The sequence below is a fragment of the Buchnera aphidicola (Pseudoregma panicola) genome, from assembly GCF_039376655.1.
Classification (GTDB): domain Bacteria; phylum Pseudomonadota; class Gammaproteobacteria; order Enterobacterales; family Enterobacteriaceae; genus Buchnera_G; species Buchnera_G aphidicola_C.
Genome location: NZ_CP135000.1, coordinates 223375 through 239181, shown reverse-complemented (window position 1 = coordinate 239181; position 15807 = coordinate 223375). Strand labels below are relative to the sequence as shown.

The 15807-nt window shown below is 18.6% G+C and carries 13 protein-coding genes; 6 read left to right on the top strand and 7 right to left on the bottom strand.

Translation table 11 applies throughout. The features are described from left to right. Positions 1 to 6: 6 nt before the first annotated feature. On the top strand, positions 7 to 270 hold the full coding sequence (gene minE, locus RJT18_RS01085; RefSeq protein WP_343154598.1) for a cell division topological specificity factor MinE: 264 nt from the start codon (positions 7 to 9) through the stop codon (positions 268 to 270). A gap of 7 nt (positions 271 to 277) precedes the next feature. On the opposite strand, the gene tsaB is transcribed toward minE, so the two are convergent. From tsaB to zwf, 4 genes are all read right to left on the bottom strand, one after another. Then, positions 278 to 949, bottom strand: coding sequence for a tRNA (adenosine(37)-N6)-threonylcarbamoyltransferase complex dimerization subunit type 1 TsaB (gene tsaB / locus RJT18_RS01080; protein ID WP_343154596.1), 672 nt, complete (start codon positions 947 to 949; stop codon positions 278 to 280). A gap of 27 nt (positions 950 to 976) precedes the next feature. Continuing rightward, entirely contained in the window at positions 977 to 2533 is a 1557-nt protein-coding gene (locus tag RJT18_RS01075; RefSeq protein ID WP_343154595.1) for a TerC family protein, read from the bottom strand. Between the two features lie 196 nt (positions 2534 to 2729). Beyond that, on the bottom strand, positions 2730 to 2939 hold the full coding sequence (gene cspE, locus RJT18_RS01070) for a transcription antiterminator/RNA stability regulator CspE (RefSeq protein WP_343154594.1): 210 nt from the start codon (positions 2937 to 2939) through the stop codon (positions 2730 to 2732). A gap of 689 nt (positions 2940 to 3628) precedes the next feature. Further along, the gene (gene zwf, locus RJT18_RS01065; RefSeq protein ID WP_343154593.1) at positions 3629 to 5077 is read right to left on the bottom strand and encodes a glucose-6-phosphate dehydrogenase; all 1449 of its coding nucleotides are present in this window, start codon (positions 5075 to 5077) and stop codon (positions 3629 to 3631) included. A 285-nt stretch (positions 5078 to 5362) separates the two neighbouring features. On the opposite strand from zwf, the gene pyk reads away from it, so the two are divergent. Next, positions 5363 to 6796, top strand: a complete 1434-nt coding sequence (pyk, locus tag RJT18_RS01060; RefSeq protein WP_428994280.1) for a pyruvate kinase — start codon at positions 5363 to 5365, stop codon at positions 6794 to 6796. 5 nt (positions 6797 to 6801) lie between these two features. On the opposite strand, the gene aspS is transcribed toward pyk, so the two are convergent. Genes aspS through trxB form a run of 3 tightly spaced genes read right to left on the bottom strand, consistent with a single transcriptional unit; the run spans position 6802 to position 9788 of the window. Then, positions 6802 to 8529, bottom strand: a complete 1728-nt coding sequence (gene aspS, locus RJT18_RS01055; RefSeq protein ID WP_343154590.1) for an aspartate--tRNA ligase — start codon at positions 8527 to 8529, stop codon at positions 6802 to 6804. 58 nt (positions 8530 to 8587) lie between these two features. Further along, positions 8588 to 8806, bottom strand: coding sequence for a translation initiation factor IF-1 (infA, locus tag RJT18_RS01050; protein ID WP_343154588.1), 219 nt, complete (start codon positions 8804 to 8806; stop codon positions 8588 to 8590). 16 nt (positions 8807 to 8822) lie between these two features. Continuing rightward, positions 8823 to 9788 carry a thioredoxin-disulfide reductase gene (gene trxB, locus RJT18_RS01045; protein WP_343154587.1) on the bottom strand — a complete coding sequence of 322 codons (966 nt, stop codon included), beginning with the start codon at positions 9786 to 9788 and terminating at the stop codon, positions 8823 to 8825. Between the two features lie 186 nt (positions 9789 to 9974). On the opposite strand from trxB, the gene serS reads away from it, so the two are divergent. From serS to rpsA, 4 genes are all read left to right on the top strand, one after another. Next, positions 9975 to 11270, top strand: coding sequence for a serine--tRNA ligase (serS, locus tag RJT18_RS01040; protein ID WP_343154586.1), 1296 nt, complete (start codon positions 9975 to 9977; stop codon positions 11268 to 11270). A 52-nt stretch (positions 11271 to 11322) separates the two neighbouring features. After that, positions 11323 to 12411, top strand: a complete 1089-nt coding sequence (gene serC, locus RJT18_RS01035; protein ID WP_343154584.1) for a 3-phosphoserine/phosphohydroxythreonine transaminase — start codon at positions 11323 to 11325, stop codon at positions 12409 to 12411. A 56-nt stretch (positions 12412 to 12467) separates the two neighbouring features. Further along, positions 12468 to 13757, top strand: a complete 1290-nt coding sequence (aroA, locus tag RJT18_RS01030) for a 3-phosphoshikimate 1-carboxyvinyltransferase (RefSeq protein ID WP_343154583.1) — start codon at positions 12468 to 12470, stop codon at positions 13755 to 13757. Between the two features lie 381 nt (positions 13758 to 14138). After that, a complete protein-coding gene (rpsA, locus tag RJT18_RS01025) occupies positions 14139 to 15761 on the top strand; it encodes a 30S ribosomal protein S1 (protein ID WP_343154581.1) in 1623 nt (540 codons plus the stop codon). The last annotated feature ends 46 nt before the right edge of the window (positions 15762 to 15807 follow it).

Here is a 15807-nt window from a genome sequence, read left to right as displayed (position 1 = left end):
AATTATATGTCATTTTTATATTTTTTCTATTCTAATAATAAAAATACAGCTAGTATTGCAAAAAAAAGACTTAATTACATAATTTCAAAAAATCAAAAAAATAATTTTCAGATAAGTAATTTAAAAAATTTAAAAAATGATATTATTTTTACCATAAAAAAATATTTAAAAACAGATTCTAAACTATATAATGTAGAAATAAATGAAAAAAAAAATAAAAATTTCTATATATTAGAATTATATATAAATTTTTTAAAAAAAGATAAGTAATTAGTTTCTATGTTAAATATTTAGGAAAAGATGATGAATCATTTCTAATTATTTTGTTTTTTAATATTTTTTGAACTATATATATTATATATTTTGCATTTGGAAATTTTATTTTAAAAAAAAATATTTTTTTTTTAAATTTTATTTCTTTTAAAGCTTTTTTTATTTCTAATTTTTCAAATTTTCCAGAAATATTTATATTTTTTATTTTTATAATTTTTTTTATTAATTTTTTTAAAGTAACTATTTTTTCTGTATTTTTACCAATCCATATACCATTTTTTTTTCTATAATATTTTCCATAAAAAAAATTATTTTTTTTGTTTTTAATTAATACTATTAAATTTCTTTTTTTATATTTTTTCCAGAAATTTTCTGCAATTATTTTTAATGAAGATATAGCAAATAATTTTATTTTTTTATTTAAAAAAAAACTTTTTGCGATACTAGAAGATATTCTAATTCCAGAAAAACTTCCAGGCCCATTGGAATAAGCAACTATTTTAATATTGTTTATATTTATTTTATTTCTATTTATTATTTTTTTAATCATTGGAAAAATTTTTTCTTCATAATTATTTTTGCATTTGTTAAATATATAATCTATTTTTTTTTTAATTAACAATGCTACAGAACAACTTTTGTTAGAACTATCTAAAGATAAAATATTTTTTTTCATTTTTTATATTAATTATATTTTTGTTTTTTATAAATTAACTTTTTTTATTCTTACTAACTTTATTTTATATCTGTTTGACTTTAAAATAGTAAATTCTAGATTATTTATTTTAATAGTTTCTCCTATATTTGGTATATTTCCTGTATTTGCAATTAATAAACCAGCTAAAGAAGCACATTTTTTTTCTTTATCTACTAATTTATTTACATTTAATAATTGTTCTAAAGAATGTAAATCTGTATTTCCTTTAACTAACCAACTATTTTTTTCTTCTATTACATCTGGCGTTTCATCTGCATCCGGAAATTCTCCAGCTATGGCTTCTAAAACATCTAATGGTGTTATTAAACCTTGTATAACTCCAAATTCATTTGTAACTATTACAAAATTACCTTTTGATTTTCTTAATATTTTTAGTAAATTTATTGGGTCTAAAGTATCTGGTATTATTATTGGTAAAGTTTTAGAAGAAAAATCTAATATATTTATTTTTTTTTCTAGAGCTATTAACATTTCTTTTGCTCTAACTATTCCTATAATCTTATCTAATTCTCCTTTACATACTGGAAACAAACTATGTGGACTTTTTAATAATTGAGATCTAATTTTACTATTTTTGTGTTCTGAATTTACCCAAGAAATTTCTCCTCTTGGAGTCATTATGCTTCTTATTGATCTAAGCGCTAAAGTTAAAACTCCATGCATCATATATCTTTCTTCATCCTTAAATTCTTCATTTTCTCTTTTAGAGTTAGATATATAGTTATTTTTTTTAAATTTTTCCCTTTTTATAAATTCTTTTTTTTGTTTTTTTGACATTAATTTTATAACTATTTCAGCTAATCTTTTTCTCATAGGCATGCTAGACTGATATTTTATAAAATTTCTTTTTGCTATTTGATTAAATAGTTCTATTAATGTAGAAAATACTACAGCTGCATATAAATATCCTTTTGGTATAAAAAACCCAGTTGATTCTGCTATTAAACTAAGACCTATCATTAACAAAAAACTGATACATAACAATACTATTGTTGGATGTTTATTTATGAACTTTGTAATAATTTTAGCAGCATATAACATTATTATCATAGCAATTATCATAGATAATATCATCATAGATAATTTATTTACTACTCCTAAAGATGTAATTACTGAATCTAAAGAAAAAATTACATCTAATAAAACTATTTGTAATATTACGAACCAAAAACTATTATATATTTTATTTTCTATTTTTATACTTTTTGTATGGTCTAATCTTTCATTCAATTCTGTTATTGCTTTAAATAATAAAAATATACCTCCAAAAAATAGTATTATATCTTTACTAGAAAATTTAAAACTTTTTATTTGAATAATAGTATTATTTAGTGTTGTAATCCAAGATACTAAAAATAATAATATTAATCTAATACATAATGCAATACTTAAACCTATTATCCTAGCTTTATCTCTTTGATATGGAGGTAATTTATTTGATATAATTGTTATAAATAATAAATTATCTATTCCTAATGTTACTTCTAAAATAATTAAAGTTAATAGACCGGCCCAATTAGACGGATCTAAAATTATCTCCATTAAATACTCCGTAAAATAAAAAATAATAAACTTTATTATAAAATTTAAAATTAACAGTTTTAAATATATATATTTTTTAAAAATTAATTATTTAAAAAATTTTATATACAGCGCCTTTACAACATTTTTGTAAAGGCACATATAAAATTAAAACAATCATAAAATAAAATTTATAATATTCTATTTTTATTCATGTTTATATAGAAGATACGTTAACAGCGGCTGGACCTTTTTGACCATCTTGAATCTCAAATTCTACGTTTTGCCCTTCTGATAAAGTCTTAAATCCTTCACTTTGTATAGAAGAAAAATGTACAAAAACATCTTTGCTTCCATCTTCCGGTGTAATGAAACCAAAACCTTTAGATTCGTTGAACCACTTAACTTGACCTTTTATTTTTGCCATTTTTGTAATTTTTCCTTTGAATATATTTATATAGGTCTAAACATATAACGTATAGATAAACTAGAAACATTACTGCATGAGGCATGAATTTAAGATTCAAAAGATAAGTAATTTCAACTACTTTGTTCTAAAAATTTTAATTTAAAAATGCCATACATAAACAGAATTGTAACTTGTCTTACCTAACGTGGTTATCGACCACGATATAAAAATAAATTTTTATTTTAAAAAAAATATAATTTTTATAAATAATAACATATTTTATATATAAATAAAATATTTTATAAATAAAATATATAAATAATATTTTTTAATTATAGATTTTATAAAATTAAAATTTTATATCTTATTATATCATATAAATATATATTTTAATAATATATTTTATTTTAAATATAAAAATTTTTTAAAAGATAATATTATATATAAAAATATATAAATATATTTTTATACTTACAAGAAATTTTAACATATTATTTAATTTTATTTTTACTTTTACAAAATTTTATAATAAATTATATAATGACATATTTTTAAAAATATTTATAAAAAGTTTTAATTAATTAAAATTTTTATTTTTAAAATAAAATAAAAATTTAATTTTATTAATTTTATATTTTTATTATATAATAATTTTAAAATAAATTTTATAAAAAAAATTATTTTAATAATATTTTTTAAAAATATTTTTATATCCATTTTCTTCCATCTCTTTCAATAATTTTTTTAGATAGAGAAGGACCCCATGTTCCTGATAAATATAATTCAGATTTTTTAGAAACTTTTTTCCAAATATTAATTATATTATCTATCCATTTCCAAGAATATTTTACTTCGTCTACATGAACAAATAAAGATTGATCTCCTAATATGCATTCTAATAAAAGTTTTTCATAAGAGTCTGGAATATTTTTGTTTTTAAATGTTTTTGAATACTTAAAATACATTTTTGAACTTTTTAATTTACATTTTTTATTTAAACTTGGAATTTTATTTAAAAATTTTAAATATATTCTTTCATTTGGTTCTAAATATATAACAAGTTTATTATTAATGAAATCTGAAAATTTATCAAAAATTTTAGGTGTAGTATTTTTAAAGACTATCACTATTTTAGAACATTTTTTAGGTAATCTTTTTCCAGTTCTTATATAAAATGGAACTCCTTTCCATGTTTTATTTTTTATATCTACCCTAATAGATACAAATGTTTCAGTATTACTATTTTTTTTTTCTAAAATTTCTGAATTATATGATGATAATTTTATGTTATTAATTTTTCCATAAGAATATTGTCCTATTGCAGTTTTTTTATGTATTTCTTTTTCTTTTATAAAATGTAGTTTTTTTAATATTTTTATTTTTTCTTTTCTTATGTTTTTAGAATTTATTTTTTTTGGTTCTTTCATAGTTATTATAGTTAATATTTGCAAAATATGATTTTGAAACATGTCTTTAGTTTGACCTGTTTTATTAAAATATTCATTTCTACCTTCTATTCCTATTTTTTCTGCTATAGTTATTTGCACATGATCAATACTTTTGTTATTCCAATTATTATAAAATATTGAATTAGTAAATCTTAAATACAATAAATTTATTATAGTATCTTTTCCTAAATAGTGATCTATTCTAAATATTTGGGATTCTTCAAAATATTTTCCTATTTTTTTGTTTATTTTTTTAGACGTTGAAAAAGAATTTCCTATTGGTTTTTCTAAAACTATTCTTGAATTTTTTAAATTTAAATTAAATTTATATAGTCCTTTACATATTTTTGAATATAAATTAGAAGGTATTGCAAAATAATTAATTATAATTTTGTTTTTTTTTATTTTTTTTTTTAATTTATAAAAATTTTTTGTATCACATATATCTAAATTACAAAAAGTCAATCTATTTTTTAAATTGTTCCATGTATTTTTATTTATTTTTTCTATTAAAAATTTTTTTAAAGATTTTTTTACAAATTTGGAAAAATCATTTTTTGTCCAATTTATTCTCCCTACTCCTATTATTTTAGTTTTTTTATATAACATTTTTTTATTTTCTAATTTATATAATGCTGGAAATAATTTTCTTCGTGATAAATCACCTTTAGCACCAAAAATTACAAAATCATAATTATTATTCTTCATATATATTTTTCCTATTTTTTATTAATTTTTCAAAACATTTTAATAATATTATAATTAATATATAATTATGTTTACTATTATTATATTATTTTAAAAATAATTTTTTATATTTTTATTTTTTTAATATTAAAAAAAAGTGTATTGTTTAAATTTTTTAATAATATTATAAATGTTTTAGTTAATTAAAATTTAATATTTTTATTTTTATATTTTAAAATTTTTTAATTATATATTCTATGTTTTATTTGTTAAATAACACAATTTAATTTTATATAAAGGAATTATATTTTGAAAAAGTTAAAAAAAACTAAAATAATAGCTACTATGGGTCCTTCTACAAATAATATAAAAATTTTAGAAAAAATGATTATTAATGGTGTTAATGTATTTAGATTAAATTTTTCTCATGGAAATGAAACTGATCATTTAAGAAAAATTAAAATGATTTTTTTTTTAAGAAATAAATTAAATTGTAATATAGGAATTTTAGGAGATTTACAAGGTCCTAAAATAAGAATATCTAAATTTAAAAATAAAAAAATTTTTTTAAAAAAAAATGATATTTTTATATTAGACTATAATTTAAAAAATAAATATGGAAATAAAAATTCTGTTGGTATAAATTATAAAAATTTATATAAAGATTTATATAATGGAGATATTTTGTTGTTAGATGATGGAAGAATTTCTTTAAAAGTAAAATGTATTAAAAAAAAAAAAATAATTACAAAAGTTATTATGGGTGGAATTTTATTAAATAATAAAGGAATAAATAAATTAGGTGGAGGTTTGTCAGCAAAATCTATTACTAATAAAGATAAAAAAGATATAATTTTTTCTTCTAAAGTAAATTTAGATTATTTAGCTATTTCTTTTCCTAAATCATATAAAGACATAAATATTGTAAAAAAATTAATTAATTCTTATGGAAGAGATATAAAAATAGTTGCAAAAATAGAAAGAGCTGAAGTAGTAAATAATTATTCTATAATGAAAAAAATAATAATAGCTTCAGATGCTGTTATGGTAGCTAGAGGAGATTTAGGTGTAGAAATAAGTGAGTCAAAAATAGCATTAGCTCAAAAAAAAATTGTTAAAAGTTCTATAAAATTTAACAAAATAACAATAATAGCAACTCAAATGATGGAATCTATGATAAACAATCCATTTCCTACAAGAGCTGAAGTAATGGATGTTTCTAACTCTATATTAGATGGAGCTGATGCAGTAATGCTTTCAGCTGAAACTGCATCAGGAAAATATCCTTCAGAAACAGTTTTATGTATGAGTAAAATTTGTATAGAAGTTGAAAAAATTTTTTGTAATAAAAAATTTAAAACAAATTTTTATGAAAAAAAAAATATAAATCAAATTATATCTTCTTCTGCTGTACACATGTCGAATAATATAAAACATGTTTCAGCTATAATAAATATATATAAATCTAAAGAAAAATCTTTAATTTATTCTAGAACGTTTTCTAAAAATTTAATATTTTATTTTTCATATAATAAAAATATTTTAAATTATTTAACTTTATGTAAAGGAATTATTCCTGTTTATTTAAAAAAAATAATTAAAAAAAAATATATAGAAAAAAAAGTTATTTTTTTTCTTTTAAAAAATAAATTTATAAAAAAAAATGATTTAATAGTAATTTTTAAACAAAGCAATAATGTAAATATAAAAAATAATTTTATAAAAATTTTAAAAGCGTAATAATATTATTTTTTTATTTTAATATATAATTTTTTTAAAAAAGAATTTTTTATTTTGTCAGGAGCATTTGTCATAATACATGAAGACTTAGATGTTTTAGGAAATGCAATTATATTTTTTATATCTAAATTTTTTGTAATAATCATCATTATTCTGTCTAGACCTAAAGCTATTCCTGAGTGTGGAGGAGGTCCATATTTTAATGCATTTAAAAAGAAACCAAATTTTTCTTTTTGTTCTTTTTTAGATAAATTTATTATTTTAAATATTAATTTTTGCATTTTTACATTGTTTATTCTCACAGATCCTCCTCCTACTTCTTTTCCATTTATTACTAGGTCGTAAGATCTAGATAATATTTTTTTGGGATATTTTTTTATTTTTTTTATAGATTTTGTTTTTGGTAATGTAAAAGGATGATGAACTGTAGAAAATTTTCCTTTTTTATTTTTTTTGAACATAGGAAATTCTGTTATCCATATAGCTTTATAAGAATTTTTGTCTATTAGATTAAAATCATTTGCAATTTTTTTTATTATTTCTCCTAATTTTTTATAAATATTTTTTTTATTAGTTATAAACATTATTATTATGTCTTTTTCTTTGATTTTATATAATTTAATTAATTTTTTTATTATTTTTTTATTTATTTTTATGTCTTTATATATATTAATATTATTAATATTTTTTAAAACTTTTATAAAAAAAAAATTATTAATATTATATGTTTTTATAAGATTTTTATAATGTGTTATTTTTTTTAAAGATAAATTATTTTTTTTAGGTATATATATTCCTATAATTTTTTTATATTTTTTTAGAATATAGTCTGTTTTAAATAATTTTGTTAATTCTATTATTTTTAATGGATTTCTAATATCTGGACTGTCTGTTCCATACTTTTTAATTGATTTTTTATAAGTTATGGTTTTAATATTTTTAAATTTTATTTTACAAAATTTTTTAAAAATTTTATTTATTAATTTTTGAGAAATTATTTTAATTTTTTTTTCGTCTATAAAAGAAGCTTCTAAGTCTATCTGTGTAAATTCTGGTTGTCTATTCGATCTCATATCTTCATCTCTAAAACATCTAGCTATTTGATAATATTTATCAAATCCAGATATCATAATTAATTGTTTGAATATTTGAGGAGATTGAGGTAATGCATAAAATTTTCCTATATGTTTTCTGCTAGGTATTATATAATCTCTAGCTCCTTCTGGTGTAGATTTAGTTATTATTGGTGTTTCTATGTGTATAAAATTATTTTTTTGCATAAATTTATGTATTATGTAAATAATTTTACTTCTTATTATTAAATTTTTTTGCATATTTTCATTTCTTAAATCTAAATAACGATATTTTAATCTATTTTTTTCTTTATTTTTTTTTAATAAATCTATAGGAATATTTTTAGATTTACTTAAAATATTTATTTTTTCTGCAACAATTTCTATATCTCCATTAATAATTTTTTTGTTTATATTATTTTTATATCTTTTAATTACAATTCCTAATATTTGTACACAAAATCCATTTTTTAAATTTTTTATTTTTTTAAAATTTTTTATATTTTTTTCTTTTACAATTATTTGAATATATCCTGTTACATCTTTTATATAAAAAAATAAAAAATGTCCAAAATTTTTTATTTTTTCTATCCATCCGCATAAATATACTTTTTTTAGTAAAAATTTTATAGAAATGTTTCCACAATATTCTGTTCTCATTTTTATATTCCTAAAACTTAAAAAAAATAAAAATTTAAAATATTTTTTAATATTAATATCATCTACTTCTAAATATTATTCTTCCTTTTTCTGTATCATAAGGTGTCATTTCAATTGTAACTTTGTCTCCAGTAAGTATTCTTATATAATTTTTTCTCATTTTTCCTGATATATGTGCAATAATTTTATGACCATTTTCTAATTCTACTCTAAACATTGTATTTGGAAGAGTTTCTATAACAGTTCCTTGTATTTCTATTTGTTTTTCTTTTATCATATTTTTCTTCTTTTATTTATATTTTATTTTTTATATTAGACAAATATTTTTCAGCATCTATAGCAGCCATGCATCCAGAAGAAGATGAAGTTATTGCTTGTTTATATACATGATCGATTACATCACCTGCAGCAAATACTCCTGGTTGACTAGTAGATGTAAAATTTCCATGTTTTCCAAAATTTGTTTTTATATATCCATTTTCCATTTTTAATTTTTTTTTAAATAAATTTGTTTGAGGTATATATCCTATAGATACGAATAAACCAGAAATATAAATTTGTTTATTTTTTTTAGTTTTTTTTGATAATATTTTTATTTTATTTATGTTATTATTATTCCCATATATTTTTTTTATTTCATAATTTAAATAAATTTTTATTTTATTAGTTTTTGTTTTTTGTAGTAATCTATCTACTAATATTTTTTCAGCTTTCCACGTATTTCTTCTATGTATTAAATATATTTTTTTTACAATTTTTGATAAATATATTGCTTCTTCTATAGCAGAGTTTCCTCCTCCTACTATTGCGACAATTTTATTTTTATAAAAAAAACCATCGCACAAAGCACATGAAGAAATACCTTTTCCAATAAATTTTTTTTCAGATTTTATTCCTAATTTTTTTGGTATAGATCCAGTTGCTATTATTAATGCATGTGATTTAAATATAACATTTTCACTAATTAAAGTTATTAAATAATTTTCAAAAATTACTTTTATTATTTTTTCTTCATATATTTTAGTACCAAATTTTTTTGAATGTTTATAAAAATTTTTCATTAATTTTTTACCACTTATAGATTCATACTGAGAAGGCCAATTTTCTATTTTTTCTGTTTTTAATAATTGTCCACCAATTTCTTCTCCTGTTATTAATATAGGTGATAAATTAGATCTAGATGCATATATTGATGCTGTGTATCCTGCAGGTCCTGATCCTAATATTGTTAAATTACTTTTTATTATTTTAATTTTCATTATTATTTTTAATAAATATTATCATATTTTTTTTGTATATACTTTTAAAATATTATATTATAATTATATTTTATAAGTATACATAATTTGATATTTTTATATGTTTAAAATTTTGATTTAATTTATATTTTGTATAAATAATGTATACTTTAATTAAAAAAACAATACTAATTATAAAAACATAATATGTTAGATATTAATTTGTTAAAAAATAATATTAATATATTTTATAAGAAATTAAAAAGTAGAGGATTTATTTTAGATATAAACTATATTAATGATATTAATACAAAAATAAAAAAAATTAAGTTTGAAAAAGAAAATTTAGAGTGTTATAGAAATAAAACTTCTAAAAAAATTGGTTTTTTAAAATTAGCTAAAAAAGATTATAAAACTTTAAAAAAAAAAGTTATAGAATGTAATAAAATTTTATTAAAAAAAAAAATATATTTATGTAAATTAGAAAAAAAAATTTTAAAATATTATTATACAATACCTAACATACCTGATGAAAAAACTAAATTTGGAAAAGATTTTAAAGATAATTTTGAAGTTTATAAGTGGGGTAAAATAAAAAAATATAATTTTAAATTAAAAGATCATATAGAACTTGGAAAAAAAAATTTAGATATTTATAATGCTTCTAAAATGTCTGGATCTAATTTTTTTATTTTAAAAGATAAATTATTATTATTATATAGATCATTAATACAGTTTATGTTAGATGTTCATATAGAAAATCATGGATATGTAGAAATTTATGTTCCTTATTTAGTTCGTGAAAAATGTTTGTATGGAACAGGTCAACTTCCTAGATTTTATAGAGATTTAATTTCTGTTAAATTTAATAAAGATAAAGTTAAAAAATATTTGAAAAAAGAAAAATTTTTCTTAATACCTACTTCAGAAGTTCCATTAACTAATTTGTTTATGAACAATATTATTACAGAAAATAAATTACCATTACTTTTTGTTTCTAATACTCCATGTTTTAGAAATGAAAACACATCTTATGGAACTAAAAATAAAGGTTTAATAAGAACTAAGCAATTTGATAAAGTAGAAATGGTTCAATTTGTTCATCCTGAAAAATCAAACTATTGTTTAGAAAATATTACTAAACATGCAGAAAAAATTTTAAAATTATTAGATCTTCCATATAGAAAAATGTCTATATGTACAAATGATATTGGATTTTCTTCTTCAAAATCATATGATTTAGAAGTTTGGTTTCCTTATCAAAAAAGATATATAGAAATATCTTCTTGCTCTAATATGAAAGATTTTCAATCAAGAAGAATTAATATAAAATTTTTAGATAAAAATAAAAATAAGAGATATGTACATACTTTAAATGGCTCAGGATTAGCTGTTGGTAGGACTTTAGCTGCAATAATGGAAAATTATCAATGCAGAAATGGTAAAATAAAAATACCTAATATTTTAAAAAATCGATATATGAAAGGATTAGAATTTATATAATATAAAAAAATATAAAATTTTTATTTTTATAAAATATTCTATTATTAAAATAATGTATAAAATTTATAATTTTAGTGCAGGTCCCTCTATGTTACCAATAGATGTTATGAAAAAAGCTAAACAAGAATTCTTAAATTGGAAAAATTCAGGTTCTTCTATAATAGAAATTAGTCATAGAAGTAATATGTTTCTTTTAATGACAAAAAAGATAGAAAAAAATTTTAGAAATTTATTAAAAATACCAAATGATTATAAAATTTTGTTTTTACATGGAGGTGCTAGAGGTCAATTTTCTGCTATACCTATGAATTTGTTAAATAGTTTTAATGAAGAAGCAGATTACATAAATACTGGTTATTGGTCTATGAGCGCTTATTTTGAAGCTGTAAAATATTCTAAAATTAATTTAATAAATGTTAAAAAAATTAAAAATAAAAAAAAATATATTTTAAAAATGTCTAAATGGAATATTAATAATACGTCAAAATATATTCATTATTGTCCTAATGAAACTATTGAAGGTATCGCTATACATGAAGAACCTAATTTTTATAAAAATTTAATAGTTGGAGATTTTTCTTCTTCTATATTATCTAGAAAAATTAAAATAAAAAATTATGATCTTATATATGCCAGCTCTCAAAAAAATATAGGACCTTCTGGAATTACAATATTAATAATTAAAAAAAAATTGTTATTTAATAATAATAAATATACTCCTTCTATTTTAGACTATTCTATAAATTATAAAAATAATTCTATGTTTAATACTCCTTCTACATTTTCATGGTACATGTCAGGTCTTGTTTTTGAATGGATTATAAAAAATGGAGGCATAGAAAAAATAGAAAAGAACAATTTTATAAAAGCAAAATTGTTATATGATACAATTGATAATTCTTATTTATATATAAATGATATAAATAATGAAAATAGATCTATTATGAACATAACGTTTAGATTAAAAAAAAATAGTTTAAATAAAAAATTTTTAGAAAAATCTGAAGAAGAAGGTCTAATGTATCTAAAAGGTCATAGTTTATTTGGAGGAATGAGAGCTTCCATATATAATGCAATGCCTTTAGAAGGAGTAAAAAAATTATCAAATTTTATGATAAAATTTGAAAAAAAATTTGGATAATTTTTTTTAATATATAGAATTATTTTAAATATTTATAAAAATTTTATAGGAAATTTATGCAAAAAAAAATTACTATACATCCAATATTAAAAGTAAATGGAGAAATTAATTTACCAGGTTCAAAAAGTATTTCTAATAGAGTATTACTTTTATCATCTCTTTCTAGTGGTAAAACTATAATAAGAAATTTTTTATTTAGTGAAGACACTAAATATATGATAAAAGCTTTAAAAAAAATTGGATTTTTAATAGAATGCAATAAACAAAATAACACTATAACTGTAGTAGGTTCAAAAAAAAAATTTAATTTTAAAAAAAAAATTTCTATTTTTTTAGGAAATGCTGGAACAGCTATGAGGCCATTAATTTCAATTTTTTCTTTATATAAAAATAATGTAAAATTATATGGAAACGATAGAATGAACTGTAGACCTGTAAAACATTTAGTAGAAGCTTTAAAAATTGGTGGAGCTAAAATAAAATATAAAAAAATATATGGTTTTCCTCCAATAAATGTGCTAGGAGGATTTTCTGGAGGAAAAATTTATTTGAATGGAAAAATTTCTAGTCAATTTTTAACTTCTATATTAATTGCATCTCCTTTAGTAAAAAATAATACAGAAATTTTTATAACAAAAAAGTTAGTTTCAAAACCATATATTGATATTACTATAAAATTAATGAAGATTTTTGGTGTAAAAGTTTTTAATAAAGATTATTATTATTTTAAAATTAATGGGAATCAAAATTATATTTCTCCAAAATGTTTTTTTGTAGAAGGAGATGCTTCTTCTGCATCTTATTTTTTAGCAGCTGCAGCTATAAAAGGAGGATCAGTAAAAGTAAATGGAATTGGAAAAAATAGTATACAGGGAGATACAAAATTTATAAAAATTTTAAAAAAAATGGGAGCTAGTACTATTGTAAATAGCAATAGTATTATAGTTACTAAAAAATATTTAAATTCTATAGAACTAGATATGAATGATATGCCTGACGTTGCTATGACAGTGGCTATATTAGCTCTTTTTTCTAAAGGAAAAACAATTATAAAAAATATTTATAATTGGAGAGTTAAAGAAACTGATAGAATTAGCGCAATGTCATCAGAACTAAAAAAGATAGGAGCTATTGTAAAAGAAGGAAAAGATTTTATAGAAATATGTCCTCCAAAAGATTTTATATCTTGCGATATAAAAACTTATGAAGACCATAGAATGGCTATGTGTTTTTCTTTAATAGCATTATCTGAAAAAAAAATAACTATTTTAAATCCAAATTGTGTAAATAAAACTTTTCCTAAATATTTTAAAAATCTTTTTTCTATTAGTAATTTTAAAAAATAATTTTTTTTTAATTTAGTTTATTAATAAATAAAAAAATATTTTTTTTAGATTATTAATTTAAAATATTAAATTAATAAATCATTTGTTATATGATATTTTTGTTAGTTGCAAGACTATTATTTTAGTGTTAATTTTAATGTTATTATAAAAATATATAGTTAATATTTTTTAATTATTTCAATTTTATAATTATTATAATTTTATAAAAAAGTATTAATATTTAAAAAAAATAATATTTTATTTTTTTATAAATATTTTAAGTTTTTGCATATAAAATATATGTATTTCATCTAATAAATAAGGAAAATAATTAGTAAAAAAAATATAACTATTTTTTGTAGGACACAAAATTTATGTTAAATAATATTAAAATTTATAAATATGAATGAATCATTTACAGATTTGTTAGAAAAATCTTTAAAAAATATTCAAACAAAACCAGGTTCTGTAGTAATTGCAACTATAATGGATATAGAAAAAGATGTTGTTATAGTTGATGCAGGATTAAAATCAGAATCTAGAATATCTATAGATCAATTTAAAGATTATAATGGTAAATTAGATATAAAAATTGGTGATTCTATAGAAGTTGTTTTAGATACTGTTGAAGATGGTTTTGGAGAAACAATATTATCTAGAGAAAAAGCTAAAAGAAAAGAATCTTGGAAAAAATTAGAAAAAGCTCATAAAAATGTTTCAAATGTACAAGGTACTATAAATGGAAAAGTAAAAGGTGGTTTTACAGTAGAATTAAAAGAAATAAGAGCTTTTCTTCCTGGTTCATTAGTAGACATTAGACCGGTTAAAGAAACAAATGATTTAGAAGGTAAAATATTAGATTTTAAAGTAATAAAATTAGACAAAAAAAGAAATAATGTAGTAGTTTCTAGAAAAGCTGTAATAGAATTTGAAAATGCTGAAGAAAGAAATAAATTATTAAAGAATTTAAAAGAAGGAACTAATGTTAAAGGAATAGTTAAAAATTTAACAGATTATGGAGCTTTTATAGATCTTGGAGGTGTAGATGGTCTTTTACATATTACTGACATGGCTTGGAAAAGAGTTAAACATCCTAATGAAATAGTAAAATTAGGAGAAAAGATAAAAATAAGAATTTTAAAGTTTGATAAAAATAAAATAAGAGTATCTTTAGGATTAAAACAATTAAGTAAAGATCCATGGACAGATATTTCTAAAAAATATCCAATAGGAACAAAAATATTAGGAAAAGTAACTAATTTAACTGATTATGGATGTTTTGTAGAAATAAAAGAAGGAGTAGAAGGTTTAGTTCATATTTCTGAAATGGATTGGAATAATAAAAATATACATCCTTCTAAAATAACTAACTTAAATAGTAATATAAAAGTTATGATATTAGATATAGATGAAGAAAGAAGAAGAATATCTTTAGGTTTAAAACAATGTACAAAAAATCCATGGAAAATTTTTTCTAAGAAATATAAAAAAGGAGATTTTGTAGAAGGTAAAATAAAATCTATTACTGATTTTGGAATATTTGTTGGATTGATAGGAGATGTAGATGGACTAATTCATTTATCAGACATTTCTTGGTTTTCTTCTGGAGAGGAATCAGTAAAAAAATATAAAAAGAATAAAAAAATTACTGCTGTAGTTTTACAGGTTGATGTAGAAAGAGAAAGAATTTCTTTAGGAATTAAACAATTAGAAGAAGATCCATTTGAAAAATATGTAAAAAAACACAAAAAAAAATCTATTATTAAAGGAACAATTTATAAAATTGAAAAAAAAAAAATATATGTAAATCTTTCTAAAGGAGTAAAAGCTATATTAAAATTAAATTTATCTAATAATTTTATAGATAAAGATTCTTTTTTAAAAACAAATTTTAATGATAAAATGGAATTTAAAATAGATAATTTTGATAGAAAGAATAGAATAGTTAATATATCTTTTATAGAAAATTTTTTAAAAAAAATAAAAAAAAATATTTTTTCTAAAAAAGATAAAATTAAAAAATAATAAATTTTATATTTTTAAAAATATATTTTAATTATATAAATTTTTA